Origin of the sequence: Tropicimonas sp. S265A (genome assembly GCF_049800835.1) — a bacterium.
Taxonomy (GTDB): Bacteria; Pseudomonadota; Alphaproteobacteria; order Rhodobacterales; family Rhodobacteraceae; genus Dinoroseobacter.
Window position 1 is genome coordinate 335,496 of record NZ_JBNAFU010000001.1, and the last position, 26,598, is coordinate 362,093.

A 26,598-nucleotide genomic window follows, 5' to 3' on the forward strand; every position below is an offset into this window, starting at 1 on the left:
CGTTAATTCAGATAAACCGCCCCGCACGGTGGGCGTTGCGAGTGCTGCTTACGACCCGCTGGTGCCGTACCCTTCGGCCTCTTCAGCCGGGTCGCGATAAACGCCCTGTTCCTTGAGCGCATCGACCACTTCCTTGGGCATGTAGGTCTCGTCATGCCGCGCGAGAACTTCGGTCGCCATGAACACGCCGTTGCTCATCGATCCGGTTACAACCGTGCCCTCGTTCTCGCCAAACAAGTCCGGAAGCACCCCGGTATAGCTGACGGGAATGGACGCGCCACCGTCCGTCACCATGAAGGTGATGGTCTCGGATTCCCCGCGCACAAGCGTGCCTTCTTCAACCAGCCCCCCGATGCGGAATACTTCGGTTTCCGGCGGTGGCGTTTCGGCCACCTGACTGGGGGACCGGAAGAAATTGATCCCGTCGCGCATGCCGTACCCGATCAGGGTCGTTGCCGCCGCCAAGGCAACGGCGATGATCGCGATAACCTGCATCCTGCGTTTCTTCTTCAGCCCGCGCATGGCGCACCTCCGGTCAAGGTCACGGGAAGACAGGTGCCAGCATAAGCCCTGTCGTCTCCTCAATATCTAACATCAGGTTTGCGTTCTGCAACGCCTGCCCGGAACTCCCTTTCGTGAGGTTGTCGAGCGCTGCGATCACAATTGCACGCCCCTCGATCCGGTCGCGCACCACGCCGATATGCACGAAGTTGGAGCCGCGAACATGGCGCGTCGACGGGTGTTCCCCCTCGGGCAAGACGTGGATGAACGGTTCGTCCTCATAAGCATCCGCCAACGCATCGTAGATCTCGCCCGCATCGCCTTGAACGTAAACTGTCGCCAGAATACCGCGATTGGCGGGCAGCAGATGCGGGGTAAACTGCACCTGAACGGGCCGCCCCGCGATGGCGGAAAATTCCTGATCGAACTCACCCAGATGCCGGTGGGATCCGCCAACGGAATAGGCATGCGCGCCCTCGGACAACTCCGCATGCAGCAGGTTTTCCTTCAGCGACCGGCCAGCCCCGGACACCCCGGTTTTCAAATCGATGATAATTTGGTCAAGATCGATCACGTCCGCCGCGATCAACGGGCGCAAAGCATATTGCCCCGTTGCCGCGTTGCACCCGGTGCCTGCCACAAGGCGCGCATCGCGAATGTCCTCGCGGTAGAACTCGGTCAAACCGTAAACCGCCTCCCGCTGCAATTCAGGAGCATCATGACTGCCGCCATACCACTTCTGGTACTCCTCGGCGTCCCGCAGCCGAAAATCCGCGGACAGGTCCACAACCTTCACCGACATGGGCAGTTCGGCAATCACGGCCTGACTGGTGGCGTGGGGAAGCGCGCAGAACACTAGGTCAACCGCGCCGAAATCCAAAGCGTCGATCTTCTGCAGGTCCGGCAGGTCCAGATGCCGGAGATGCGGAAACACCTGTCCCATGCTCTGCCCTGCCTTGCGGTCCGCCGACAGTCCGCTGATCCGCATCTGCGGGTGGGTCGCGATCAGGCGCACCAATTCGGCACCGGTATATCCCGAAGCCCCGAGGATCGCTGTATTGAACATCAATTTTACCTTCCAGTGACTTGAAAAACCGAATTATTCCATCTCAACGTGACGGAACTCGATCTTTCGTCGCAGAAACTGTGTGGCTTTGTTGGCAACCGACTTCGGATCACCAGTGGTCAGAAAGGACGACTCAGCGCCAAGTCCAAGCATATCCGGGTGACGGTTGAGGTAATCCTCAAGGCTCGCCGCCACCAGGTTGGCCTGACTGAACACCTTTACATCCGCCCCGAGCGCATCCTGAAACACGTCCTCCATCAGCGGATAATGCGTGCAACCCAGAATGGCCGCCTCTGGATGCGGCATACGGCGTTTGAGCGCTTCGACATGGCTGCGCACCAGGGCCTCGGCCAGGATCATGTCCCCCTCCTCAATCGCATCGACAACGCCGCCGCACGGTTGTGCCTCCACATCCACACCGATCGCGCGAAAGGCCAGTTCGCGCTGGAAGGCCCGGCTTGAAACCGTTGCAGGCGTTGCGAAAAGTGCAACGTGTTTTGTCTCAACCTCCCGCGGCGGGGAGTTGTCACCCCATTGCCGTTCGGTCAGCGCTTCGATCAGCGGAACGAACACCCCGAGCACCCGCTTTTCGGGCGGGATCCAGCTTTCCTGCATCCGCTTGAGCGCGGCAGCAGACGCCGTGTTGCACGCAAGGATGACCAGGTCACAACCTTCGTCCCACAGTCGCTCTACGGAGGCGGTGGTCAGCTGGTAGACATCCTCCGCATCGCGGACACCATAGGGTGTGTGCTTGTTGTCGCCGAAATACACGAACGGCACGTCAGGCAGCCGCTTGGCCACCGCATCGAGGACCGTCAGCCCCCCTAAACCACTATCAAAAACGCCAACAGCCATCAGGACTTGTGCTTTGCTTCGAACTCATAGCCGTAACCGTGATCCGGCAATGGCTTCGGAGACAAGCGATAGGTTGCGTCGCGCAGAAAGTCCATCATCGCTTTGGGGTCGCCGGCAAACGGGTCCAGATCCGATCTGGGGATCGGCTCGCCAATCACGACCGGAACCGGCGCGCCAACCTTGGATTTGAACTCTTTGATCAACAACGCCATGCGGAGTGTCGCGTGGACATGGCTGGCAATCTGGAACAACCGGGAATTGTGCCCCTCGAAGAAGACCGGAACGATCGTTGCGTTGCTCTTGGCGATCATGCGCGCGGTGAAGCTGCGCCAGCCCGGGTCCATTGGGTGGCCGAATGGGCGCGCCGCCGTGCTGACCGTACCGCCAGGGAAAATGCCAATCGCACCGCCCGCGCTGAGGAAGCGCAGCGACTCCTTGCGGGTCGCCACATTCAGCGCGACAGCGTCCTTCGTCTCGTCAAACGACACCGGAAGGATGATCTGTTCCAAGTCCTTGGCCTTCCGAAACACCTGATTGGCGAGAATGCGATACTCGGAGCGGCGCTGGCTGAGGATCTTGCCCATCATCAAACCATCCAGAATGCCGAACGGGTGATTGGCAATCACGATCAGCGGGCCCGTGGCCGGGATGTTGTCAAGGCTCCCCCCCGTCACATCAAGGCTCAGCCCATACCTGTCCGCCATTACATCCCAGAAATTGCGGCCCATCGCGACTTCGCGTTCATAGCCCGCAGCCTGCTTTATCAGCAGCATCCGCCCGGTGACATTTTCTGTAACCCTGATCAGTGCGCGCCCTGCGCGTGATTGCGCCGAGGATGCATAGCTGATGTCCCGTGCGACGCCGCGATTTGACTGCATACAGGCGACCTCCCTTGGCCTTCCGCCCGGATTACAGCAACTTCGTCCCGGGTTCCAAGCCTATTCGGCGGCCTGCGCCATCGCGCCCGGTCCTGCGTGGAACGCCTGCCACAGTTCCGCACGGCGCGCCCGCATCGTTTCGATGGACGCCGCCTTGACCGGACCGAACCCACGCACGAGGTCCGGCCAAGCCAGCAAAGCCGCGGCTGCGTCAATCCGATCTGGCGTCAGGTGGGTCGAAACCTCTGCCATGTCCGCCTCGTAGAGCTTGATCAATTCGCGCTCGGTCTTGCGTTCCTCCGTCCAGCCAAACGGATCAACCGGCGTTCCGCGCAATATCTTCAGTTTCGAAAGCGGCCCGTAGACCCGCTCGATCCACGACCCGAAAGCCTTCTTCGCAGGCCGTCCATCCGGCCCGGGCCTGGACAGGATCGGCGGCGCCAGATGGTAGGTGAGTTTCAAATCACCGTCGAAGGCATCTTTCGCTTTCGCCGCAGTGCCGCGCAGCAATCGGGCGACCTCATACTCGTCCTTGTAGGCCAGCAGCTTGTGATAGTTGATCGCCACAATCTCCCGCAGTGCCGCATCCGAGAAGCCTTCGACCGCAGCGCAGTACTTTCGGGCCAATCGACGGGATTGATATGCTGTCAGGTGGGCAACCCGGAAATCCATTGTCCCATTCCCCGTTTTTTCGGTCGGCGCCACTTTGGGTGCAACGGCGCGCTCCGCGTCTTTCGGGTACAGAACCGCCCACCTTCCGAACTCGAACGCCTGCATGTTGCGGTCCGGCGCGGCGCCGTTCAGTTCGATCGCCCGCAAAATCGCATCTCGTGAGATTGGTAGCAGCCCGCGCTGCCAGGCCGCCCCAAACACCATCATGTTCGAGTAGATCGTGTCTCCCATCAAAGCCCGGGACAGCTCGGTTGCGTCAAACAGATCAAGCGTCTCGCCCAGACGCGCCTGAAGCGAAAGGGACAGCTCATCTCCGGGAATGCGGAACTCCCGGTCACGGGTAAAGTCACCCGTGATGATCTCGTGGCTGTTTACAACAGCGCCGGTGCGCCCGGTCGTCATCAAGCCCAGTGTTTTCGCCCCCGCGCTCACCACAAGGTCACCACCAATGACGGTATCGGCCTCCCCGACCGACACGCGGATCGCGTTGATATCGGACGCACGCTCTGCCAGCCGGCAATGGATGTGCACTGCCCCGCCCTTCTGGGCCAAGCCCGCCATCTCGATCATCGCCGCGGCCTTCCCATCCAGATGCGCAGCCATCGTCAGAATGGCCCCGATCGTCACTACGCCCGTGCCACCCACACCGGTAATGACAACGTTACGTGTCCCTTGAATTCGCGCCATGTCCGGCAATGGCAGGTCCGGCATGTCGATCTCGGTCGTTGCGGCCTTGCGCAGATGCCCCCCCTCGACAGTCACGAAGGACGGACAGAACCCGTTTACGCAGGAGAAATCCTTGTTGCAGGACGATTGGTCGATCGCCCGTTTGCGGCCCAGTTCCGTTTCAACCGGAACAAGCGAGACACAGTTGGACTGCACCCCGCAATCCCCGCAGCCTTCGCAGACATCCGTGTTGATGAAGATGCGCTTGTCCGGATCGGGAAACTGGCCGCGCTTCCGTCGCCGCCGCTTTTCCGCGGCGCAGGTTTGCACATAAAGCAGCACCGACACCCCCTTGGTCTTCGAAAGCTTCTCCTGCACCGCCATCAATTCCGCGCGTTCCGCGCGCGGCAACCCAGGCGGAAAGGCTTCAAAATCAATCTCTTCCTTGGCGTCATAAACAAGATGGATATGCTCTATCCCGATCCCCTTGAGCTCCCACGCAATGCGCTCCGCGGTCAGGCCGCCGTCGTTTTTCTGCCCCCCGGTCATCGCGACCGCGTCGTTGAACAGGATCTTGTAGGTGATGTTCACATCCGACTGTTGGGCCGCCCGGATCGCCTGAAGGCCCGAGTGGTTGTAGGTGCCATCGCCCAGGTTCTGGAACACGTGATCGCGTTTGGAGAACTTGCCCTCCCCAATCCAGTTGGCGCCTTCGCCGCCCATATGGGTAAAGCCCGCAGTATCCCGGTCCATCCACAATGCCATGTAGTGACATCCAATCCCGGCAAAGGCATGTGCACCCTCGGGCACCTTGGTGGAGGTGTTGTGCGGACACCCCGAACAGAAATACGGGGTCCTCTTGGCCAACTCCGGTGCGTTGTCGGCACGACGCGCCTCCTGCAGTCGCGCAAGACCTGCCTTGATGGTGTCCGTTTCCCGCCCCTCATCAATCAGGATGTTCCCGATCTTTTCGGCTATTTGCACGGGGTCCAGCGCACCCCAGGCCGGGAACAGGCGCGCACCTGTCTCGTCCTGACCGCCATAAACCCTTCGACCCTGCCGGTTGTTGAAGATCGCCTCCTTCACCTGCACTTCCAGCAGCTTGCGCTTCTCTTCAATCACCACGATCAGGTCGAGGCCCTCTGCCCAATCGTTGAAGCCCGCGGTTTCAAGCGGCCATGTCATGCCGACCTTGTATGTCGTGATCCCCAACCGGTCTGCCTCGGCGCTGTCGATGCCCAGTAGTTCGAGCGCGTGCACCAGATCGAGCCAGTTCTTTCCTGCCGCTATAAAACCGATCTTGGCCCCCGGCTTGCCAAACACGCGCTTGTCGATTTTGTTTGCATGTCCAAAGGCTTCGGCAGCATAACGCTTGTACTTGATCAACCGCTCTTCCTGCGGGGTCCAGTGATCGACCAATCGGATGTTCAACCCGCCCTCCGGCATCTCGAACGCTGGCGTGGCAAAACGCATCCGGTCCGGGTGACCATCCACCACCGCGGTCGCCTCCACCGTGTCCTTCATCGCCTTGAGGCCGACCCACAGCCCCGAATACCGGCTGAGCGCCCAGCCAAACAGTCCGTAGTCGAGGATTTCCTGAACGCCCGCAGGTGACAGGACGGGCATGTAGGCATCAAGCAGCGCCATCTCGGACTGGTGACAGGTGGTGGAGCTTTCGCCGGTGTGGTCATCTCCCATGACGAACAGCACACCGCCATTCGGGGAAGTGCCCGCAAGGTTGGCATGGCGCATCACGTCGCCCGACCGGTCCACCCCGGGCCCCTTGCCATACCACATGCCGAAAACCCCGTCGTAGCGACCTTCGCCGCGCAACTCGGCCTGCTGAGTGCCCCAGAGGGCGGTCGCGGCAAGGTCTTCGTTCAACCCGGTCTCGAACTTCACCTCCGCAAGAGCCAATTCCCGTGCAGCGCGGCTCATCTGCATATCGACTGCCCCCAAAGGCGAGCCTCGGTACCCGGTAACATACCCGGCTGTTTTCAGACCCGCCGCCTTGTCCCGCGCCGCCTGCAAGAGGCACAACCTGACCAGCGCTTGCGTGCCGTTCAGCAACACAGGCGACTTAGAGACATCGAACCTGTCTTCGAGCGAGATATCCTGCAGCCCCATTTCGCGCCTCCCGATGGAAATGACTCCTCAACTATAGGTCATAATTCCTGACCTACAAAATCATTTTATCGTCACCGTCCCGATTGCACCGCAGGGCTTGATAACGGTAACACTCTTGCATGGGACGAGGGTACAGGGATGCGTCGCAATGGATTGGGACAAACTGCGAATTTTCCATGCTGTGGCAGATGCGGGCAGCCTGACGCATGCAGGTGATTCCCTGCACCTCAGCCAATCCGCTGTGAGCCGCCAGATCCGCGCGCTTGAGGAAAGCCTGAACACAACGCTGTTCCATCGCCACGCCCGCGGATTGATTCTCACCGAACAAGGCGAGTTGCTTTTCGACGCGACGACCTCGATGTCGAAACGCCTGGATGCCGCCTCCGCGCGCATCCGCGACAGCGAGGAAGAGGTGTTCGGTCAGTTGCGGGTGACAACGACCATCGGGTTCGGATCGCTCTGGCTGGCACCGCGCCTGTCGGCGCTTTATGCAAAGTATCCGGACCTCAATGTCGATCTGATGCTTGAGGAACGGGTACTGGACCTGCCGATGCGCGAAGCCGATGTCGCGATCCGGATGAAGGAACCCAGCCAGGCGGACCTGATCCGCAAGAAACTCATGACAATTCGGATGAAACTCTACGCCTCTCCGACCTATGTCGAAGCGAACGGCCTGCCTCAAACTCCCTCGGATCTCAGCAATCACAGGGTCATCTGTCAAAACTCAGACAGCGCGCAGGTGTCCGCAGGTCAGATGCTGGTGAACGAGATTTTCAGCAATGATGTCCCCCATTCCCTGATGGTGAACAACTATTTCGGGGTGCTTCAGGCAGTCATTTCGGACCTCGGGATCGGAGTTCTGCCCGACTACCTGACGCAGGACTTTCCGAACCTCATCCAGGTCCTGCCGGAACTTGAATCAAACGACGTGCCCGTATTCCTCGCCTACCCCGAAGAACTCCGTCATTCGCGCCGGATCGAGGCGTTTCGCGATTTCGTGTCGGAAGAGGTCATCGCCTACCGCCGCGCGCGCCGGAGCGAAGCAGTGTAAGCTTTGCAACACACGCAAAGCGGTATTGCGCACCTGCGGCATTTTAGAAGCTTGATAGAAAAATAGGCACCCCTTATGTCCGCTCACATAGGCAGACATGTTTGTCTCCTATACCTCCCTGTTAGACTTGGCCGAGCGTTGTCTCGGCCTTTTTTTTTCGCAATCGCCGCGCGGCGCCCGAGTTCATGCCACGCAATGGAACGAACCGGAGGGGACACCGTCCGAAGGGTACCGGGTCAACCCGAGCAGGAGCAAACCATGTCGACCAAGAAGAAGGGAGTGCTGACAGTTTCGGCGGAATGGCGAAAACATCTCAGGCCGTTCTACAAGCGGATCTTTTGGAAGAAAGAGCGGCGGACCGCAAACCGGGTTGCAAAACGCGACAGTTGGCACCCGTAGAAATTCCATATGCGGATGAAACGGCTCGGGCCGTCAGGCCGCATCGCTGTCCTCGGACAATTGCCGGGTCCACATCGCGTTGTAGCGCCCGCCGCGCGCAAGAAGATCGTCGTGGCGGCCCTGTTCCACGATGACCCCGTTTTCGAGCACCACGATCTGATCTGCATCCGCAATCGTCGAAAGCCGGTGGGCGATGGTCAGCACGGTTCGCCCCTGCCCCATGGCACGCAAGCTGTCCTGAATGTCGCGTTCGGTCTCTGAATCCAGAGCCGACGTCGCTTCATCCAGCAGCAGGATCGGCGGATCCTTCAGAAGCGTGCGCGCGATCCCGACACGCTGTTTCTCCCCACCGGACAGTTTCAGACCCCTCTCACCAACCTGTGTGTCATAGGCCTCTGGAAGGCCGATGATGAAGTCGTGGATTTTGGCGGCTTTGGCTGCGGCCTCGATCTCGCCGCGTGTCGCATCCGGTCGCCCATAGGCGATGTTGTAGAGAATGGTGTCGTTGAACAGCACCGTATCCTGCGGCACGACACCGATTTGCGCGTGCAGGCTATCTTGCGTGACATCGCGGACGTCCTGCCCGTCGATCCGCAAGGCCCCGCCTGTCACATCATAAAACCGAAAAAGCAGCCGCCCGATCGTGGATTTGCCGGACCCGGATGGCCCGACAATCGCCACGCGCTCCCCCGGAGCCGCGCGGAGGCTGACACCTTTGAGGATCGGGCGGGCCGGATCATACCCGAAATGCACGTCTGCCAGTTCAACTTCGCCCCCCGCAATCTCTATTGCCGGTGCGCCGGGCTTGTCGCTGACCTCTGTCGGTTGCCCCAACAGATCAAACATGTCCCCCATGTCGATCAGCGCCTGCCGTATTTCCCGGTAAACGGTACCAAGAAAGTTCAACGGCTGTGTGATTTGCAGCATGTAGGCGTTCACCATAACGAAATCGCCTACGGTCAGATCCCCATTCTGCACCCCGATGGCCGCCATCACCATGACCCCGACCAAGCCACTGGTGATGATCAGTGCCTGCCCGAAATTCAGAAAACCCAGCGAATACGAGGTTCTCAGGGCAGCAGCAGCGTATTGCTCCATCGCACCGTCATATCGTGCAGCTTCGCGCTGCTCGGCCCCAAAATACTTGACCGTCTCGAAGTTCAGCAGGCTGTCGATGGCTTTCTGATTGGCATCGGTGTCCTGCCGGTTCATCTCGCGCCGGATACGCACGCGCCATTCGGTGACCTTGAACGTGAACGCGACGTAAAGCGCGATCGTCACACCGACAACGGCAAGATACCAGGCGTCGAAATACACCGTCAGAATGATGGCGATCAGGCCGAGTTCCAGCATCAGGGGCCCGATAGAAAACAGCAGGAACCGCAAGAGGAACTCGACCCCTTTGACACCGCGTTCGATGATGCGGCTCAATCCGCCGGTCTTGCGGGTGATGTGATACCGCATCGACAGACGGTGAATGTGCGTGAACGTCTGCAACGCCAGAGCGCGCAAGGCCTGTTGGCCCACTTTTGCAAAGATCACGTCGCGCAACTGCTGGAACCCGACCGACATCAGCCGGGCCATGCCATAGGCGACCGTCAGCCCGACAGCGCCAAGGGCCAGAAGGGTCGCGCCATCGGCATCGCCCGACAGAGCGTCGACGGCGACCTTGTAGATGTAGGGAATGCCCACTGCCACGAGCTTTGCCAGAAACAACGCCGCCAACGAAAACACGACACGGCGTTTGACCCAGGGCTTGTCGTCCGGCCACAGATAGGGCGCAACGTTGCGTACGACGCGCCATCCGCTTTCACGGGTTTCGGCATCACTCGGGTCTCTGGCAGGCGTCGGGGCGCGGCTGGATATGGATCGCATTACGCAAACCTATGCCTGCAACGCAGACAAGGCCAGTGCGGCTCATTGTTCCGGAATGGAAAAGACCTGCCCCGGGTAAATCAGGTCGGGGTCACCGATCAACGCGCGGTTTGCCTCGAAAACGCGCACGTACTGCACGCCATCCCCATAGTTCTCACGTGCAATCGCCCAGAGCGTGAACCCCGGCTGGACCGTGACAATGCCAGCCGCCGCAGCCAACGGATTTCCCGGTTCTTCGGCCTCGGCACGAGTGACCTGCTCGGCAGCCGCAATTGCGACCGGCCGCGTCACGCGTTCAAACGGTGTCTCGAACCGCGACAGCACGCGCCCCGTGGCATTTGTCTCGTCCGCGCGCAGTGTGTAAATCCCAGCGGCAATCCCGGTGACACGGCTGCGCCAGATCCCATCCGCCGGAACGCCCGTAGTGGTTGCGATGCGATTGTTCAAATAGACGCGCACAAAGGACCCTGACGCCGCCCTGCCGACCAGCAGCACCTCTCCATCTGCGTCATAGGAGATCGTATCGATAACGATGTTCGGCGTGTCAGGTGCGGTCGGGTTCGACGGTGCTGCCGCCGGGCTCTGGGGGACGGCCCCCTCCGGCCCCGCAATAACAACCTGCGGCGGGGTCTCAAGTCGCGCGACTTTCTCTTCCGTTGCGTCGGGGCTCTCGGACGATGGTTCCGGAACAACCTGTGGCGTGACGTCCGCAGGGGGGGGCGCCTCGGCAACCTCTTCGACCGGTGCGGGCGGCTCTGCTTCGAAGGGAGCGACCAACGCGGTTTCCTCCGACGGCGTCGTCCCCCCCTCTGCGCCAACCGTCTCAAGCGTCAGAATCCGCGCATCGTTGGACGGGTCCAACGACAAAAGTGCCACGAACGCACCGCTTGCGTCTGCGGACGTCTCGGCGACGGACACCCCGTCGAGCAGAATACGCACGGTCTCGCCCGCTTCGGCGCGGCCCGCCACCACCGCCGCGCCGGTATCGTCAACGCGCACCACCTCGAACACGGGCGGCTCTGTCGAAGTGACGTTTTCTGACGGCGTCGGGGCCTCCAGGTCCTGCGGTGCATCTGCCAACGCGGGGGGTGTCTCCGTGCCCGGTGTTTCGGGCGTGGCGGGGGGCGCAAGTGCCTCGGGTTCGGGGGCTGTCGCCGCCTGCGCTGGCAGCGCTGTCTCTGTCGTATCCGGTCCCGCCGGTTCAGAGAGTTTCGACGCAGAAGCACCATTGTCCTGAGGCACGGTCACAGCAGGGTTCGGCGTTTCTGTGCGCTGGTGTGGCTTGGGCGCAAGTGTCCACCACGCGATGCCGGCCAGCACCACCAGCACCGCACCGCCCAAAATCCAAGCGCGGCCAGCTCCGGAATCGTCCCGCAAAAACGCGCGCATGGACATCAATGGCTACCCCGATCTTTTTGCGTCGCATGGGCCTCCATGCGCTTGGGCTACCTTATCTATCCTAATACAAAGGGAAAAGACATAACCGACTCAGCTCAGAACGGGGCCCCATGCCTTCAATTTGCGTTTACTGCGGCTCCCGCTTCGGTGCCGATCCAACCTATCGTGAAGACGCCGAAACACTTGGACAATGGATAGCGCGGAACGGACATCAACTGGTTTACGGGGCTGGTGATGTCGGATTGATGGGGGCCGTGGCGCGCGCCACACAGGACGCCGGCGGCGACACGTTTGGGGTTATTCCCGGTCATCTTCTGGATCGCGAAGTCGGAAAGAGAGACCTGACACGCTTTGTCGTCACCGAGACGATGCATGAGCGAAAGAAGGTCATGTACATGAATTCACATGCAATTGTCGTGCTGCCGGGAGGCGCGGGATCTCTGGACGAGTTCTTCGAGGTCCTGACCTGGCGCCAATTGGAGTTGCATGAAAAACCCATCTTCCTGTTGAACACCAATCGGTATTGGGCCCCGCTGGACGGCATGGTCCGACATGTAGTGGAAAACGGCTTTGCTGACGCATCGCTTTTGTCGTTCTACGAGGTGATCGACACGGTCGATACCCTGACAGATGCACTGGCACGTGCGCTGGCGGGACAGGCGTAGATGCTGGAGATGTTGCCAAGACAAGCAACCTGACAAGCTACTCAGAAACGGGTCAACACACTCACCAAACCCGGATACGGCACGCCCCCTTGTCAGGTTGCGTGCCCTTTTTAGGCGCAACAGCGTTAAGATTACGTCAGCGCGCCAGTCGCGCGGCCTCGCGCGCCAGCGCTTCGATCCCGGACCAGTCGCCTGCATCCATCATCTTGCGCGGTGCGACCCACGACCCGCCGACACACAGGGTGTTCGACAGGCCAAGATACTCCGGTGCATTTGCAAGGCTGACCCCCCCTGTGGGGCAGAAACTGACCTGCGGCAGGGGCGCGCCGATGGATTTCAACGCGGGCGCCCCGCCCGATGCTTCGGCCGGAAAGAACTTCTGGACCGAGTATCCTTTTTCAAGCAGCCGCATCACTTCCGTCGCCGTCGCCGCCCCTGGCAAGAGAGGTAGATCGTCCGCCTCACACGCAGCAAGCAACGTATCCGTGGCACCCGGCGACACCCCGAACAGCGCGCCCGCCTCTTTTGCGGCGGCAACATCAGCAGGTGTCAGAAGGGTTCCTGCTCCGACGACACCGCCTTCGACCTCCGCCATCCGGCGAATTGCCTCCAGTGCCACGGGGGTGCGCAAGGTAACTTCGAGCGCCGGCAAACCACCGGCGATGAGCGCCTCGGCCAGCGGGCGCGCATGGTCGACATCATCGATCACAAGAACCGGGACGACCGGGGCAAGGCCACAGATTTCTCGGGCCTGTTGGCTGGCAGCTTCTGGGGTCATTTCTTGCGCCTCCTAGACAACAACGCCTGCGCCGGCGCTCACGGCTCCGACATTCTTGCGGAACACCTCGAACAGTTCGCGTCCGATACCGAACTGGTTTCCGGACAAGTCGGGATGCTCAATCGGCCGGTCCGCGACACCCTCCGCCAAAACCTCCAACACACCGGCGACAGCATCCACACGCACAAGGTCGCCATCCCGCACCTGCGCCATCACTCCACCATCCAGCGCTTCGGGAGAAACATGCAAAGCCGCGGGCACCTTGCCGGAGGCTCCGGACATGCGCCCGTCCGTGACAAGCGCCACCTTGAGCCCGCGATCCTGAAGAACCGCAAGGATCGGGGTCAGCGAATGCAGTTCCGGCATACCGTTGGCCTTGGGGCCCTGGTATCGCACGATCACCACCGTGTCAGACGTGAACTCGCCGGCCTGAAATGCTGCTTTGACATCCGACTGGTCGTGGAACACCCGTGCCGGTGCTTCAATCAAATGCCGTTCAGGGGCGACAGCGGAGACTTTCATGATACCGCGTCCGAGATTGCCCTTGAGCTCCTTCAGGCCGCCGCTCGCCGCGAACCCGTCCGAAACCGGACGCAGGATCTTCGCGTTCTGGGTCTCTTTCGGCCCATCAGCATAGGTCAGCTTGCCGTCGACCACCTTGGGGTCGCGCGTGTAGTCGGCCAGCCCGTCCCCGAAAATGGTCTTGGTATCAGGGTGCAGCAGACCCGCGTCGAGCAGTTCACCGATCATGAAGGCCAAACCGCCTGCCGCGTGGAAATGGTTCACGTCCGCCAGGCCATTCGGATAGACGCGCGCCATCAACGGGGTCACTTCGGACAGGTCCGCGAAATCCTGAAGGTCAAGGATAACCCCTGCCGCCCGCGCCATCGCGGGCAAGTGAATGACCAGGTTTGTCGACCCGCCTGTTGCCATCAAGCCGACAATCCCGTTCACGAACGCTTTCTCGTCAAGGATATCACAGACCGGACGGTAGGCGTTCCCAAGTGCCGTGATCTGCGCAAGCCGCTCGGTTGCAGCCTCGGTCAACGCATCGCGTAACGGGGTTCCCGGGTTGACGAAGGATGCACCGGGCAAGTGCAGCCCCATGAATTCCATCAGCATCTGGTTGGTATTTGCCGTCCCGTAGAAAGTGCAGGTCCCCGGCCCATGATAGGACGCCATCTCCGCTGCCATCAGTTTGTCGCGTCCGACTTCGCCAGCGGCAAACTGTTGGCGGACCTTGGCTTTCTTGTCGTTTGGCAAGCCGCTTAACATCGGTCCTGCGGGGACAAAGACGCCGGGCAGATAGCCGAATGTGCCCGCTGCAATGATCAAACCCGGAACGATCTTGTCACAAACGCCCAAATAGGCAGCGGCGTCAAACGTGTTGTGGCTCAGCGCGACACCGCTGGCCAGCGCGATGACATCACGGGAAAACAGGCTCAGTTCCATCCCCGTCTGGCCCTGGGTGACGCCGTCGCACATCGCGGGCACTCCGCCGGCAACCTGTGCTGTGGCCCCGGCCCGGCGCGCAGCCGCCTTGATCCGGGCGGGATATGTCTCGAACGGTTGGTGCGCGGACAGCATATCGTTGTAGGCGGTGACAATTCCGATATTGGGCTGGCGCGCGGCGGCGAGTGTGCTTTTGTCTTCGGTCATCGCGGCATAGGCGTGTGCCTGATTTCCGCAAGACAGATGCGCCCGACGTGGTCCATCGTCTGCCGCGCGGCGCATCCGGTCCAGATAGGCAGCGCGTGCGGCGCCGGACCGTTTAATGATCCGTTCCGTCACGGCGGCGACAGTGCTGTTCAGATCCATTCCCACCTCCTGCACGAGCGTCAGATCCGCTCGATAGAATGCATACCTGCCCGTAAACCGTTAGCGCTAACTTTTCAACCTCTCATTCACCAAACTGCTCATGGCCGCCTGCGGTCAGACCGGGTATGCACACGCAGCATTGGTAAAGTCAGCAACCATGACCCATTTTAGCTTCGACGCTCAAAAAAGCAGACCGGAGACCCCGATGAAACCTCAAGCCTACCTGACACCCGAAGACCTCGCCCAGATCGAAGCCCGCGCTCACGCTATGCGTGCGCAAGCGACCGCCGAGGCACTCGCAGCCTTCAAAACATGGTTCCGTACGCATCTGACGCATCGCGGCGCACAAAAGGCCTGATCCGGTTGGCGGGGTTTCCCCGCCCAGCCAGAGCCGATAGAGGAAGGGGATGACACCCTCCTTCCCCCGTCTCCGCCTCAAACCCAAGGCCGACGCGCGTGCCATTCGCCATGGCATGCCTTGGGTCTATGCAGATGCGCTGGTCCTGGACCGCCGGACCAAGGCGCTCCCCCCCGGTACCATCGCAACCCTCGAAGATGCAGAGCGCACGCCTCTGGCCACGGTTGCCGTGACCCCGGGGTCCAAGATTGCAGCGCGCGTGCTGGACCGGACCCCCGACACCCTGATCGATCGCGCCTGGCTGCGTGCACGTATGAGCGCAGCCCTTGCTTTGCGCGACACGCTGTATGAGGCGCCTTTCTACCGTCTGGTGCATGCCGAAGGTGACGGATTGCCCGGCGTGATCATTGACCGGTTCGGAGACACATGCGTGATCCAGCCGAACGCCGCGTGGTCGGAACGTCTTCTGGACGATCTGATCACGGTTCTCGCAGAGGTCACTGGGGTCAGCCATGTTCTTAAATCCGCCTCCGGACGCGCCCGAAGCCTTGAGGGGTTGGATGACCGGTCGGGCCCGGTGATGGGCACACCGCCGGACAAGGTCGAGGTACCGATGAACGGCGCAACGTACATCGCCGATCTGGCGAGCGGTCAGAAAACCGGCCTGTTCTTTGACCAGCGACCGAACCATGCGTTTGCGGCGCGGCTCGCGCCGGGCGGGCGCGCGCTCGACGTTTTTTCGCACGTTGGTGGGTTTGCGCTGGCCGCCCTTGCAAATGGCGCGGCGCGCGCGCTCGCTGTCGACGGGTCCGCGGCCGCGCTCGAACTGGCCCGTGAAGGTGCCGTCGCCACAGGTGTTGCGGACAGGTTCCAAACCCTGAAATCCGACGCGTTCGCCGCACTGGAAGCGCTGAACACCGAGGGGCGGCAGTTTGACCTCGTTATTTGCGACCCGCCCGCCTTTGCCCCATCAAAACCCGCATTACAGGCAGGTCTACGCGCCTACGAGCGGATCGCACGCCTTGCCGCGCCCCTCGTTGCCCCCGGGGGCACGTTGATGCTGTGCTCGTGCTCACATGCCGCGGATCTGTCCAAGTTTCGCGCCGCGTCCCTGCGCGGGATAGGGCGTGCCGGGCGCGCGGGGCAGATCCTCTATACTGGTGGGGCGGGTCCCGACCACCCGCTGCATACCTATCTGGGGGAAACGGGCTATCTCAAAGCGCTCTGCCTTCGGTTGACCACATGAGCGAACGGGTCCTGTTGGATGCCTGCGTTCTCTACCCCACGCTTTTGCGTGGAATTTTGACGGATGCGGCCGATGCAGGGTTCTTCACCCCGCTCTGGAGCCCGCGCATCCTCGATGAATGGCGCCACGCCGCGTCCCGTGCCGGTGCGGTCGAAGCCGCTCTGACAGACGGGGAAATTTCGCGCCTGTCCGCCCGGCACCCGCAAGCCTGCATCACACCGGACCCGGATCTGTGCAAGACATTGTTCTTGCCCGATCCCAACGACACCCATGTGCTTGCTGCCGCGATCACGGCGCAAGCAGACAGTCTGCTGACGCTCAACCTCAAGGACTTTCCGACACGGACGCTCGGACACCACGGGCTTATTCGGCGCGAACCGGACACGTTCCTGTTGGAGTTGCGCGCGGCACACACCCAAGACATGCGACACATCCTGACGGACGCGGCCATGCGAGCGGTACAGGCCATCGGCGGGGACGCGACCCCGAGAAGCGTTTTCAAGCGCGCGAGGCTGCCACGCCTTGGCAAGGCGATCTTCGGATAAGGCTCATGTCGCAGGCGTGACCCAGCGACTTTCAAGCTTTTCTATCGCCGCGATACGGGCGTCGGTTTTCGGATGGCTCATCAGCCACGCTGGTGCTTGCGCAGCGCCACCACCGGTTGTCAGCGCATCAAGCTTTCGGAACAGCGACTTCTGCGGCTCCGTGCCGATCCCCACCTTTGTCAGCAGAGCAGACGCGTACGCATCCGCCTCATATTCATCCCCGCGCGACAGTCGCGCGGCCAGCAAGGTGACCAGCAAGTTTGCAATCGGAACTCCGACAAACGGAATGAAGCGACCGAGAACCGTCGCAAGCGCAACCCGGATCGCGTTCTGTCCGGAAAAATCGATCATCCGGCGGCGCGAATGCCCCAGGGCCACATGGCCCAGTTCGTGGGCGATAACGCTTGCCATCTCTTCTGCGGTGACTTCGCCCTGTTCATACTTCCGGAAGAAACCGCGCGTGATAAAGATGCGCCCGTCCGGCGCGGCAAGCCCGTTCACCGGATCGACCTCGTAGATGTGCACTTTCACTTCGCTCAGGTCGAGTGCACGCGCCATTCGATCAGTGATGTCCTTGAGCCTGCGATCTGCCAGCGGGTTGGACCGCCGGGACAACTCGCGTGCCGTGCGTTTGGCCCCGATCCAATACAGACCGAGACCATAGAGAATCGCGAGGAGGAGCGGCGTGAGTTTCAACATAGGGTAGATATGGGTTTTCCAGCGGGCTTCTCAAGCCACCCTCAATCACGCGGACGTGCTTTGTATCCTCCCCGACGCCTTGGCTTTGGTGGCGGTTCCAACCCGGCGCGCAACACGTGGGTCATCGGGTGGTCAGGGGCATCTGCCCCGTAGCAGGCAAGCAGACCCGTGATCGCCTCCTTCGGACTGAGCCCGCCGATATCACCGAGGGACCAGTCCAGAAAGATCGTTCGGCAATCGGACGAGGTGATGCCATCAATCCGATAAGCCTCACGGATCAAGTCGCGCGGATCGGCCTTGCGCACGAAATCGGATGGTCGGGAGGAAAAGGATGTCATGACCGACCCGTTTTCTGAGCGGCGCAGGCAGCCAGCCCATGCGCTATGATTTCGGCGGTTCTTGTCGCCCCTTCGCGGATGCGCGCAGTCAGGTTTTCGGGGGTCTGCGCCTCTGTCTGGCGCACGACAAAGTCGCGCCCACCGGTGCCGACGTTGTCTGGATCGATGTCATCATCCGTCAGGAGACGACCAGCCATTTGCACCCGGCGCAGCAAGGCATACTGCGTGATCATTGCGTCAACACCCGCTTGGTCGAGCAAGTCGCACCGCTTTGCCGCCTTGAGTTGAGCGCGGGTATCATGGTCCGGACAGGCCGCCATCAAACCGGCCATCTGGGCAAAAAGCTCGATATCCTGCAACCGCCCCGGCCCCCGCTTTGCCTCCCACGCGACCTTGGCCGGTTTGGCTGCTGCGAGCCGTTCCCGCATATCGCGGACAGCTTCGGCAATATCTGGACCGTGACCCGGTCCCTTGTCCTGCAACAGTGACCTTCGGAAGCCCTCGAACTCCGCGGCCAGCGTGTCAGCCTGCGGACAACTTGCCGCCACGATGCGCGCGCGGGTCAGGGCCAGATGTTCCCACGTCCACGCCTCGTCCCTTTGGTAGCTTTGAAAAGAGGTCCAGCCGGTTGCCACGGGGCCCTGCCGTCCGGACGGGCGCAACCGCATATCGATTTCATAAAGACGCCCTTCGGACATCGCCGCGGAGAGGGCTGTCACAAGCGCTTTGGTGAGCTTGGCGTAATAGGGGCCGGGCATCAACGGCTTGGGTCCGTCCGACGCGTCAACCCCGCCTGCGTCGTAAATCACTATCAAGTCCAGATCGGACTGCGCGGTGAGTGTGGCCGCCCCCAGCGACCCCATCCCGACAAGTACGGCCCCGCGCCCCGGTGGCGGACCGTGGCGATGCGATAGTTCGTTGGCGCAAAGCGGCCAGATGACCTGCAAAACCGCCTCAGCGAGTTCGGTATACTCCTGCGCGGCTTCTTCCGCATCGATGAGACGACGGAGGTGGTGCACCCCGATCCGGAAATGCCACTCCTTTTGCCAACGCCGGGCAGTATCCAGCTTGGCCTCGTAGTCCTGCGCGTCGCGCAACGCGTCGGACAATTCGGCAACGAGCGCTCCGCGTCCGGGCCAGGGGTTGAAGAACGGACCACCAATCACCGCATCGAGCACCGAGGCATTGCGCGAGAGATAACGCGACAGGCGGGGCGCGGTTGCGCAGATATCCACGATCAGATCGACAAGCTGCGGGTTTGCCTCGAACAATGAGAACAACTGAACGCCCGCGGGCAACCCGGCCAGAAATCCGTCAAAATTCTGCAAAGCTTCTTCGGGACGCGCGGCCTTGGCAAGTCGGTTCAGGATGTCGGGACGCAGCCGGTCGAAAATCTCCACGGCGCGCCCGGATCTGAGCGCCGGATACCCGCGCCAGCGCTCAGTTGCGGCTTCTGCCCCGTCAATCGCCTCGCGGACGGGAATGGCCGTTCCCTCTGTCAGGCTGGCACTCCTGGGTTGGAAAAACGGCTCGGTACGCCGCGCAACATCTTCCAGCCGGGCACGCCACACGCCTGCCCACGCCTCAAGGTCATCCGTACCGCACAGATTCGCGATGCGGCGCAGCCCGTCTTCGGTCTTCGGCAGGCTGTGGGTTTGCGCGTCGTTGACCATCTGCACCCGGTGTTCCAGGGTGCGCAATGCCCGGTAATGCTCTGTCAGGGCGGTGGCGTCATCCTTGGCGACCCAGCCCTTGTTGGCAAGCGCGGCCAAGGCGTCTTGCGTGCCGCGCAAACGCAGGTCCGGGTCGCGCCCGCCTGCAATGATCTGGCGCGTCTGTGTGAAGAACTCGATGTCGCGGATACCGCCCTGCCCCAGCTTCAGATCGTGACCAAGCAGATCGATCGGACCGTGCAAACCCTTGTGGGCCCGGATCTTGAGCCGCATGTCATGGGCGTCCTGAATGGCCGCGAAATCGAGGTGCTTACGCCAAACGAAGGGTGTCAACCGCTTGAGGTACTTCGCGCCAGCGTCCAGATCGCCCGCAGCCGGACGCGCCTTGATGTGGGCGGCACGTTCCCACGTGCGACCGAGGGATTCGTAATAGCGTTCGGCTGTTTCCATGGCGATGCAAACCGGCGTCACCGACGGGTCCGGGCGCAACCGCAGATCCGTACGAAAGACGTAACCCTCGCCGGTCGGCTCGGACAACAGAGCCATCGCCTTACGCGTCGCGCGCACGAAACCGGAACGCGCCTCGGCATAGAGATCAGGCGTGAACCGGCTTTCATCAAACAGGCAGATCAGGTCGATATCGGACGAATAGTTAAGCTCGAACGCGCCCATCTTTCCCATCGCCAGCGCGACCATACCGCCCAGATCGCTCACATCCGCCTCCGAAAGGCCGGGGATCTTGCCGCGACGCAGCTCCGGCAAAAGCGACGCGCGCAACGCGACGCCAAGGGCCGCGTCGGCGAATTCGCTCAGGCGCCGGGTAATGCCCTCCAACGGCCAAACGCCGCCCAGATCGCACAACGCCAAAACCAATGCGACACGCCGTTTGGCAATCCTGAGGCCCGGTTTCACGGCATCGCCTTCCAGACCCGAAATGCGCTCGAGTTCCGCGGCGCATGCGGCATCCGGATCGTTCAGCGCAGTTTCGATCCAATCCCGTTCCCGGCTGAGCAGACCTTGCAGGTACGGGCTTGACCCTGCTGCGCCCGCGATCAGCTCTGCCACAGGACCCACCCAGCCCTCACGCGCTGAGGTCGCGTTTCCGGCGTCAAATGCCAAGGGTGTTTCGGTTATCTGCGCCGCGAAATTCATGCTCGCAACCTGCGTAACAGAGGCTCCCGGGTCAATGCCGGCCGGCCGACTAGATGAAGGGGAATGGTGGGTGATAAGAGATTCGAACTCCTGACATCTTCGATGTGAACGAAGCGCTCTACCACTGAGCTAATCACCCGTGGCGGCGGGTTTAGCCAAGCAGGCCCGCCGGTTCAAGCGCGAAATGGCGCTTCCCACTCGGTTCCCGAGCGCCAGGGACAACGCCTTAAATCAAATTTCCCTAGCGTAAAGCTGTTGGGCTTGGCACGGTTAAGCCTTGGACAAGAACATGCTTACGGGAGGAAGACATGCTCGACACCACGCTGGCCGATCAGGCACAGGGATTTCTCGACGAATTCGGACTCGCTTTGGAAGCAGGCGACATTGATGCCGCAACCGAGATGTTCACCGACGACTGCTACTGGCGCGACCTCGTGACATTCACATGGAACATCAAGACCGTCGAAGGAAAGGACCAGATCGCGGATATGCTGCGGCACCAGTTGGGCACGACGAAACCGCGTAACTGGACCCTCGCGGACGGAGAAATCCCGACGGAGGAAGACGGGATCACAACAGCCTGGATCAGCTTCGAGACGGACGTCGCGCGCGGGTACGGGTTGGTACGCCTGCGCGGAGACAAGATCTGGACCCTGCTGACCACTTTGGTGGAGTTGAAGGGACACGAGGAACCCAAGGGCTTCGACCGTCCGCTTGGTGCAAAGCATGGCGCCGGGCGGAACCGGACGACGTGGGCCGAAGAGCGTAGCCGCGAGGAAGCGGAACTGGGGTATACGAAACAGCCCTATTGCCTGATCATCGGCGGTGGACAGGGCGGCATTGCGCTCGGGGCTCGGCTGCGCCAGCTTGGCGTGCCCACGATCATCGTGGAGCGAAATGAGCGACCCGGCGACAGCTGGCGCAACCGCTACAAATCACTTTGCCTGCATGATCCGGTCTGGTACGACCACTTGCCCTACATCAAGTTTCCCGAGAACTGGCCGATCTTCAGCCCCAAGGACAAGCTGGGCGACTGGTTGGAGATGTACACCAAGGTCATGGAACTGAACTACTGGACGCGCACGACCGCAAAATCCGCACGCTACGATGAAGACGCGGGAGTATGGACGGTCGTGGTCGACCGTGATGGTGAAGAAGTCATCTTGAACCCGACGCACGTGGTCATGGCGACCGGCATGTCCGGCAAGGCACGCATGCCCGATTTTCCGGGGATGGACACATTCAAGGGCGATCAGCACCATTCGTCCCAGCACCCGGGCCCGGATGGGCTCAAGGGCAAGAAGGTCGTGGTCGTCGGCTCCAACAATTCCGCGCACGATATCTGCGCCGCCCTGTGGGAGGGCGAGGCGGACGTCACCATGGTCCAACGCTCGTCGACCCATATCGTACGCTCCGACACATTGATGGAAGTCGGCCTCGGCGCGCTCTACTCGGAGGAGGCCGTAGCGGCCGGGGTTACGACCGAGAAAGCCGATCTGATCTTTGCCTCCCTCCCCTATGCGATCCTTCACGAGTTCCAGATCCCGGCTTACGCCGAGATGAAGAAACGCGATGCAGAGTTCTACGAGGGGCTGGAGAAAGCAGGCTTCTGGCTCGACTGGGGCGACGACGACAGCGGGCTCTTCATGAAGTACCTGCGACGCGGGTCCGGGTACTACATCGACATCGGCGCAAGCCAGTTGATCATCGACGGTGAAATCAAGCTCAAGCGCGGACAGGTGGAGCGCGTGGTGGAGGATGGCGTCATTCTGGATGACGGAACCAAACTCGAAGCCGACGTGATCGTCTACGCCACGGGTTACAACTCCATGAACGGTTGGGTCGCTGATCTGATGGGCCAGGACATGGCCGACCGCGTCGGCAAGGTCTGGGGCCTGGGATCAGACACGACCAAGGATCCTGGCCCGTGGGAAGGGGAGCAGCGAAACATGTGGAAGCCGACACAACAGGAAAACCTGTGGTTTCATGGCGGCAATCTGCACCAATCCCGGCATTACTCGCAGTTCCTGTCGCTCCAGATCAAGGCGCGGATGGAAGGGATCGACACGCCGGTCTACGGGCTTCAACCCGTCTATCACCTGAGTTGATTCACTGCCCGAACCACGAAAAAAGGGCGCCCAGACGGGCGCCCTTTGATCCGGAACAGGGCTCTAGTGGTGCGGGGTCGCACCCTGTTCGCTTTTTTCGGCCAAAGCTTTCTTTGCGGCAGCCGCCTCTTCGGCCTCTTCGTCCCATTCGATCGCCTCGGGCACCTCTGTCAGTGCGATCTTCAACACCTCTGACACGTGACTGACCGGAATAATCTCCAACCCGTCCTTCACGTTGTCCGGTATCTCCGGCAGGTCCTTTTCATTGTCCGCCGGGATCAACACCGTCTTGATGCCGCCGCGCAAGGCGGCAAGGAGCTTCTCCTTCAACCCACCAATGGGCAGAACGTTACCGCGCAGCGTAACCTCGCCGGTCATGGCGATGTCCTTGCGCACCGGGATCTGCGTCAGAACCGACACGATGGAGGTCACCATTGCGATACCTGCCGACGGTCCATCCTTGGGCGTTGCCCCTTCTGGCACGTGCACGTGGATATCCCACCGGTCAAAGCGCGGCGGCTTCACCCCGATGGTCGGGCTGATGGAGCGCACGAAGGACGCGGCTGCGTCGATCGATTCCTTCATCACATCGCCCAGCTTGCCAGTCGTCTTCATCCGGCCCTTGCCCGGCAGGCGGAGCGCCTCGATGCTGAGCAAGTCGCCCCCGACGGATGTCCAGGCCAGTCCGGTGACAACACCGACCTGATCCTTCTCTTCCGCGAGGCCGTACTTGAACCGCCACACGCCCAGCATGTCTTCCAGCTTCTCGGGCGTGACGGTGACCTTCTCGGCTTCTTTCTTGACGATCGTGGTCACGGCTTTCCGCGCCAGTTTCGCGATCTCTCGCTCGAGGTTCCGCACACCCGCTTCGCGCGTGTAGTATCGGATGACATCGGTCAGCGCCTCTGTCGTCAGCTCAAACTCCTTGGCCTTCAGGCCATGGGCCTTGACCTGCTTGTCAATTAGGTGCTGGCGCGCAATCTCGCGCTTTTCGTCCTCGGTATAGCCGGCGAGTGGAATGATCTCCATCCGATCCAGAAGCGGACCTGGCATGTTGTAGGAGTTCGCGGTGGTCAGGAACATCACGTTGCTGAGGTCGTATTCCACCTCGAGATAGTGATCGACAAAAGTCGCGTTCTGCTCCGGGTCCAGCACTTCCAGCATGGCCGACGCCGGGTCGCCACGGAAGTCCTGGCCCATCTTGTCGATCTCGTCGAGCAGGATCAGCGGGTTCGTGGTTTTCGCTTTCTTCAGCGCTTGGATGATCTTGCCCGGCATCGACCCGATATATGTCCGACGGTGCCCGCGGATCTCGGATTCGTCGCGCACACCGCCAAGGCTGATCCGAATGAACTCCCGCCCCGTTGCCTTGGCCACCGATTTGCCGAGCGAGGTCTTGCCCACGCCCGGAGGGCCGACGAGGCACAGGATCGGCCCCTTCAGCTTCTGGCTGCGCGATTGCACGGCAAGGTATTCCACGATGCGTTCCTTGACCTTCTCCAGACCGTAATGGTCCGCATCCAGCACATTCTGTGCCTTGCCCAGGTCCTTTTTCACGCGGGATTTCGTGCCCCACGGGATCGACAGCATCCAGTCGAGATAGTTGCGCACGACCGTGGCTTCGGCGCTCATCGGGCTCATGTTCTTGAGCTTCTTGATCTCGCCATCGGCCTTTTCGCGGGCTTCCTTGCTCAGCTTGGTCTCTGCGATCTTCGCCTCAAGCTCGGCGATTTCGTTTGCACCATCCTCGCCGTCGCCAAGTTCCTTCTGAATGGCCTTCATCTGCTCATTCAGATAGTACTCGCGCTGGGTGCGCTCCATCTGCGACTTGACACGGGATTTGATCTTTTTTTCGACCTGAAGCACGCTCATTTCGCCCTGCATCAAGCCATAGACCTTCTCCAACCGCTCAGCGACGGACAGGGTTTCCAGCAGATCCTGCTTCTGGTCGACCTCAATCCCCAGATGCCCTGCGACCAGATCGGCCAGCTTTTCGGCCTCGGTCGTCTCCGCCACAGCGGCAAGCGCTTCTTCGGGGATGTTCTTCTTGATCTTGGCGTACCGCTCGAACTCGGCCCCCACGGACCCGATCAAGGCGGCAACCGTATCCGCGTCGCCCTCCACCTCGTCCATGGTCATGGCTTCGGCTTCGAAAAACGCGTCATTCTCAAGATACTCGGTAATGCGTACGCGGTGCCGCCCCTCGACCAGCACTTTGACGGTGCCGTCGGGCAGCTTCAGCAACTGCAGCACATTGGCCAGAACGCCGGTCTCGTAGATTCCGTCGGATGTCGGCTCGTCCACGGCCGGGTCGATCTGGCTCGACAGCAGAATCTGCTTGTCGTCTTTCATGACCTCTTCAAGCGCGCGCACGGATTTCTCGCGGCCGACAAACAAGGGCACGATCATGTGCGGGAACACGACGATATCGCGCAGCGGCAAGACCGGGTAACTCTGGTGAAGGTGTTCAGACATATTCTGTCCTTTGATTGGCAAGACGGCACGGGCCCCAAACGTGGCGGCGACCCTTCGGCTGTCTCCGGGGAGTAGGCACCCTAACTTGGGGGGGTCGCCCGCAGAGTTCAACCGTGGAGATCGTACAGAACCCGCGCGTTGAGTTCGGAAACGGTGCCGAACCACGCAACTTGCACAGAGGATGCACACTGGTCCCACGGGCCGCAACCGCTATTCCCCGTCGCTTGCAGTAATCCACAGGAAATTGAGGCCACGTGCCTGTAATCGCGCAGAATGCGGCACACTCCGGCACTCAAATTCTACACATTTGCCTTATTCGCGCCTCAACATGGCCCGACGGCACTGGCTTTCTGACCCGAAGCTATAAGGGGTTGGTGTGTAATGTTCCGCAGGATTTATCGGCAAAGACGGCGTATTCTGACCTGCGCCACGCTCTTCACTCTGACCGCCCTGCTCACGTCACAAGGTGGCCCCAACGGATTGTCGCATCTACCGACTTGGGTTTTTCCGACATCTCTGGCGATCTTTTTCAGCTGTGCAGCCGCCTGCGTGGCCCTGATTGTCGTGCTGTTTCCTGCCCTGCGCAGCTTGTGCGAGGTCGTCGGCCTGTTCACGCTTGCCGAGGCGCTGTTGATATGGGCTGCACCGGAACTCAATGCCGCGCTGGATGATACCGCTCTGCGCTTGTCGCTGGCCGCTGGCACAATCGGGTTGATCTATCTGTCGCTCTACGGGCGCCTTCTGGACCGTGTGCCTGCGCTGTTTTCCTTCGGCGCGCGCAGTCAGGTCGATATTGCCGCCCACGCAAATCAGGTCTGGAACGCAGTCGTTCCGCAGCAGGCATCCAAGTCGCATTTCTGGGGAGGCAAGCATTACGATGTGCTGCCGGACGCCCATGACCGCGACACGGTGCATCTGCGCCGCGCGACCGCGCCGGGCCAATACGAAACGCAGGCTGTCACGTTCGTGGAACGGGACCGTCCCTACCGATGCCGGTATTATTTCATGGGTGAGGACGCGACCGTTGCAGAAGATCTATCGGAAGGAATCTACGACTTCAAAATCACGACCAAGCAGGGCTGCACGCAGCTTGACATGTCGCTCTATCGTACAGGCACACGTCTGCGCGAGATGCTGCAAATGTGGTTCGACGATGCCCTGGGTGTTCAGGTGGACGCGTTGAAAACGCGGCTCGAGGGGGCGTCGGGCAATGGTGACATCCTCGCACTGCTTACAGGTCGCAAAACCGCCTGAA

The 26,598-nt window shown here is 61.2% G+C and carries 21 protein-coding genes and 1 tRNA gene; 8 read left to right on the forward strand and 14 right to left on the reverse strand.

Annotation, left to right across the window (positions count from 1 at the left end; translation table 11 throughout):
* Nucleotides 1-48: 48 nt before the first annotated feature.
* From ccmE to ACP15N_RS01735, 5 genes are read right to left on the reverse strand one after another with little or no spacing between them, the layout of a single operon-like run.
* Nucleotides 49-522 carry a cytochrome c maturation protein CcmE gene (ccmE, locus tag ACP15N_RS01715; RefSeq protein WP_425090488.1) on the reverse strand — a complete coding sequence of 158 codons (474 nt, stop codon included), beginning with the start codon at nt 520-522 and terminating at the stop codon, nt 49-51.
* A gap of 19 nt (nt 523-541) precedes the next feature.
* On the reverse strand, nt 542-1,567 hold the full coding sequence (gene argC, locus ACP15N_RS01720) for an N-acetyl-gamma-glutamyl-phosphate reductase (RefSeq protein ID WP_425090489.1): 1,026 nt from the start codon (nt 1,565-1,567) through the stop codon (nt 542-544).
* Nucleotides 1,568-1,600: 33 nt separating this feature from the next.
* Nucleotides 1,601-2,422, reverse strand: coding sequence for a glutamate racemase (murI, locus tag ACP15N_RS01725; protein ID WP_425090490.1), 822 nt, complete (start codon nt 2,420-2,422; stop codon nt 1,601-1,603).
* Nucleotides 2,422-3,300 (reverse strand): lysophospholipid acyltransferase family protein, encoded by an 879-nt coding sequence (locus ACP15N_RS01730; protein ID WP_425090491.1) that lies wholly within the window; start codon nt 3,298-3,300, stop codon nt 2,422-2,424. The genes murI and ACP15N_RS01730 overlap by 1 nt, the downstream gene beginning before the upstream one ends.
* A 60-nt stretch (nt 3,301-3,360) precedes the next feature.
* Nucleotides 3,361-6,765 (reverse strand): indolepyruvate ferredoxin oxidoreductase family protein, encoded by a 3,405-nt coding sequence (locus tag ACP15N_RS01735; protein WP_425090492.1) that lies wholly within the window; start codon nt 6,763-6,765, stop codon nt 3,361-3,363.
* Nucleotides 6,766-6,913: 148 nt separating this feature from the next.
* On the opposite strand from ACP15N_RS01735, the gene ACP15N_RS01740 reads away from it, so the two are divergent.
* Together ACP15N_RS01740 and ACP15N_RS01745 are read left to right on the forward strand one after the other, a co-directional pair.
* Nucleotides 6,914-7,816, forward strand: coding sequence for a LysR family transcriptional regulator (locus ACP15N_RS01740; protein WP_425090493.1), 903 nt, complete (start codon nt 6,914-6,916; stop codon nt 7,814-7,816).
* Nucleotides 7,817-8,074: 258 nt separating this feature from the next.
* Nucleotides 8,075-8,215 carry a hypothetical protein gene (locus ACP15N_RS01745; RefSeq protein ID WP_425090494.1) on the forward strand — a complete coding sequence of 47 codons (141 nt, stop codon included), beginning with the start codon at nt 8,075-8,077 and terminating at the stop codon, nt 8,213-8,215.
* Nucleotides 8,216-8,248: 33 nt separating this feature from the next.
* On the opposite strand, the gene ACP15N_RS01750 is transcribed toward ACP15N_RS01745, so the two are convergent.
* A complete protein-coding gene (locus tag ACP15N_RS01750) occupies nt 8,249-10,090 on the reverse strand; it encodes an ABCB family ABC transporter ATP-binding protein/permease (protein ID WP_425090495.1) in 1,842 nt (613 codons plus the stop codon).
* Nucleotides 10,091-10,132: 42 nt separating this feature from the next.
* A complete protein-coding gene (locus tag ACP15N_RS01755) occupies nt 10,133-11,479 on the reverse strand; it encodes a LysM peptidoglycan-binding domain-containing protein (protein ID WP_425090496.1) in 1,347 nt (448 codons plus the stop codon).
* Nucleotides 11,480-11,598: 119 nt separating this feature from the next.
* On the opposite strand from ACP15N_RS01755, the gene ACP15N_RS01760 reads away from it, so the two are divergent.
* Nucleotides 11,599-12,153: a TIGR00730 family Rossman fold protein gene (locus ACP15N_RS01760; RefSeq protein ID WP_425090497.1), complete on the forward strand. Its 555-nt coding sequence runs from the start codon at nt 11,599-11,601 to the stop codon at nt 12,151-12,153.
* A 136-nt stretch (nt 12,154-12,289) separates the two neighbouring features.
* Here the strand turns inward: ACP15N_RS01760 and eda are convergent, their stop codons facing one another.
* Entirely contained in the window at nt 12,290-12,931 is a 642-nt protein-coding gene (gene eda / locus ACP15N_RS01765) for a bifunctional 4-hydroxy-2-oxoglutarate aldolase/2-dehydro-3-deoxy-phosphogluconate aldolase (RefSeq protein WP_425090498.1), read from the reverse strand.
* Between the two features lie 12 nt (nt 12,932-12,943).
* On the reverse strand, nt 12,944-14,749 hold the full coding sequence (gene edd / locus ACP15N_RS01770) for a phosphogluconate dehydratase (protein ID WP_425090499.1): 1,806 nt from the start codon (nt 14,747-14,749) through the stop codon (nt 12,944-12,946).
* A gap of 205 nt (nt 14,750-14,954) precedes the next feature.
* On the opposite strand from edd, the gene ACP15N_RS01775 reads away from it, so the two are divergent.
* From ACP15N_RS01775 to ACP15N_RS01785, 3 genes are read left to right on the forward strand one after another with little or no spacing between them, the layout of a single operon-like run.
* Complete coding sequence (locus tag ACP15N_RS01775) at nt 14,955-15,107, forward strand: RSP_7527 family protein (protein WP_425090500.1); 153 nt, start codon at nt 14,955-14,957, stop codon at nt 15,105-15,107.
* Between the two features lie 49 nt (nt 15,108-15,156).
* On the forward strand, nt 15,157-16,353 hold the full coding sequence (locus ACP15N_RS01780; RefSeq protein ID WP_425090501.1) for an RSP_2647 family RNA methyltransferase: 1,197 nt from the start codon (nt 15,157-15,159) through the stop codon (nt 16,351-16,353).
* On the forward strand, nt 16,350-16,898 hold the full coding sequence (locus ACP15N_RS01785) for an RSP_2648 family PIN domain-containing protein (protein ID WP_425090502.1): 549 nt from the start codon (nt 16,350-16,352) through the stop codon (nt 16,896-16,898). The genes ACP15N_RS01780 and ACP15N_RS01785 overlap by 4 nt, the downstream gene beginning before the upstream one ends.
* A 3-nt stretch (nt 16,899-16,901) precedes the next feature.
* On the opposite strand, the gene ACP15N_RS01790 is transcribed toward ACP15N_RS01785, so the two are convergent.
* The 4 genes from ACP15N_RS01790 to ACP15N_RS01805 form a co-directional block, all read right to left on the reverse strand.
* The gene (locus ACP15N_RS01790; RefSeq protein WP_425090503.1) at nt 16,902-17,597 is read right to left on the reverse strand and encodes a M48 family metallopeptidase; all 696 of its coding nucleotides are present in this window, start codon (nt 17,595-17,597) and stop codon (nt 16,902-16,904) included.
* Nucleotides 17,598-17,638: 41 nt separating this feature from the next.
* Nucleotides 17,639-17,935, reverse strand: coding sequence for a hypothetical protein (locus ACP15N_RS01795; RefSeq protein WP_425090504.1), 297 nt, complete (start codon nt 17,933-17,935; stop codon nt 17,639-17,641).
* The gene (locus tag ACP15N_RS01800; RefSeq protein WP_425090505.1) at nt 17,932-20,760 is read right to left on the reverse strand and encodes a bifunctional [glutamine synthetase] adenylyltransferase/[glutamine synthetase]-adenylyl-L-tyrosine phosphorylase; all 2,829 of its coding nucleotides are present in this window, start codon (nt 20,758-20,760) and stop codon (nt 17,932-17,934) included. The genes ACP15N_RS01795 and ACP15N_RS01800 overlap by 4 nt, the downstream gene beginning before the upstream one ends.
* A gap of 64 nt (nt 20,761-20,824) precedes the next feature.
* Nucleotides 20,825-20,899: transfer RNA gene (locus tag ACP15N_RS01805), tRNA-Val, on the reverse strand.
* A 169-nt stretch (nt 20,900-21,068) separates the two neighbouring features.
* On the opposite strand from ACP15N_RS01805, the gene ACP15N_RS01810 reads away from it, so the two are divergent.
* Nucleotides 21,069-22,868, forward strand: a complete 1,800-nt coding sequence (locus ACP15N_RS01810; protein WP_425090506.1) for an NAD(P)-binding domain-containing protein — start codon at nt 21,069-21,071, stop codon at nt 22,866-22,868.
* Between the two features lie 63 nt (nt 22,869-22,931).
* Here ACP15N_RS01810 and lon read toward each other — a convergent pair whose 3' ends face one another.
* A complete protein-coding gene (lon, locus tag ACP15N_RS01815) occupies nt 22,932-25,343 on the reverse strand; it encodes an endopeptidase La (protein WP_425090507.1) in 2,412 nt (803 codons plus the stop codon).
* 381 nt (nt 25,344-25,724) lie between these two features.
* On the opposite strand from lon, the gene ACP15N_RS01820 reads away from it, so the two are divergent.
* Nucleotides 25,725-26,597: a hypothetical protein gene (locus ACP15N_RS01820; protein ID WP_425090508.1), complete on the forward strand. Its 873-nt coding sequence runs from the start codon at nt 25,725-25,727 to the stop codon at nt 26,595-26,597.
* The last annotated feature ends 1 nt before the right edge of the window (nt 26,598 follow it).

Bases quoted from the DNA above. Each gene is read 5' to 3' on its own strand.
- ACP15N_RS01755 (WP_425090496.1), bottom strand. From the start codon at position 11,479: ATGCGCGCGTTTTTGCGGGACGATTCCGGAGCTGGCCGCGCTTGGATT.
- edd (WP_425090499.1), bottom strand. From the start codon at position 14,749: ATGGATCTGAACAGCACTGTCGCCGCCGTGACGGAACGGATCATTAAA.
- ACP15N_RS01810 (WP_425090506.1), top strand. From the start codon at position 21,069: ATGCTCGACACCACGCTGGCCGATCAGGCACAGGGATTTCTCGACGAA.
- ACP15N_RS01775 (WP_425090500.1), top strand. From the start codon at position 14,955: ATGAAACCTCAAGCCTACCTGACACCCGAAGACCTCGCCCAGATCGAA.
- ACP15N_RS01730 (WP_425090491.1), bottom strand. From the start codon at position 3,300: ATGCAGTCAAATCGCGGCGTCGCACGGGACATCAGCTATGCATCCTCG.
- ACP15N_RS01735 (WP_425090492.1), bottom strand. From the start codon at position 6,765: ATGGGGCTGCAGGATATCTCGCTCGAAGACAGGTTCGATGTCTCTAAG.
- ACP15N_RS01745 (WP_425090494.1), top strand. From the start codon at position 8,075: ATGTCGACCAAGAAGAAGGGAGTGCTGACAGTTTCGGCGGAATGGCGA.
- ACP15N_RS01785 (WP_425090502.1), top strand. From the start codon at position 16,350: ATGAGCGAACGGGTCCTGTTGGATGCCTGCGTTCTCTACCCCACGCTT.
- ACP15N_RS01780 (WP_425090501.1), top strand. From the start codon at position 15,157: ATGACACCCTCCTTCCCCCGTCTCCGCCTCAAACCCAAGGCCGACGCG.
- ACP15N_RS01760 (WP_425090497.1), top strand. From the start codon at position 11,599: ATGCCTTCAATTTGCGTTTACTGCGGCTCCCGCTTCGGTGCCGATCCA.
- ACP15N_RS01820 (WP_425090508.1), top strand. From the start codon at position 25,725: ATGTTCCGCAGGATTTATCGGCAAAGACGGCGTATTCTGACCTGCGCC.
- ACP15N_RS01750 (WP_425090495.1), bottom strand. From the start codon at position 10,090: ATGCGATCCATATCCAGCCGCGCCCCGACGCCTGCCAGAGACCCGAGT.
- ACP15N_RS01800 (WP_425090505.1), bottom strand. From the start codon at position 20,760: ATGAATTTCGCGGCGCAGATAACCGAAACACCCTTGGCATTTGACGCC.
- ACP15N_RS01795 (WP_425090504.1), bottom strand. From the start codon at position 17,935: ATGACATCCTTTTCCTCCCGACCATCCGATTTCGTGCGCAAGGCCGAT.
- ACP15N_RS01790 (WP_425090503.1), bottom strand. From the start codon at position 17,597: ATGTTGAAACTCACGCCGCTCCTCCTCGCGATTCTCTATGGTCTCGGT.
- ccmE (WP_425090488.1), bottom strand. From the start codon at position 522: ATGCGCGGGCTGAAGAAGAAACGCAGGATGCAGGTTATCGCGATCATC.
- lon (WP_425090507.1), bottom strand. From the start codon at position 25,343: ATGTCTGAACACCTTCACCAGAGTTACCCGGTCTTGCCGCTGCGCGAT.
- ACP15N_RS01740 (WP_425090493.1), top strand. From the start codon at position 6,914: ATGGATTGGGACAAACTGCGAATTTTCCATGCTGTGGCAGATGCGGGC.
- argC (WP_425090489.1), bottom strand. From the start codon at position 1,567: ATGTTCAATACAGCGATCCTCGGGGCTTCGGGATATACCGGTGCCGAA.
- eda (WP_425090498.1), bottom strand. From the start codon at position 12,931: ATGACCCCAGAAGCTGCCAGCCAACAGGCCCGAGAAATCTGTGGCCTT.
- murI (WP_425090490.1), bottom strand. From the start codon at position 2,422: ATGGCTGTTGGCGTTTTTGATAGTGGTTTAGGGGGGCTGACGGTCCTC.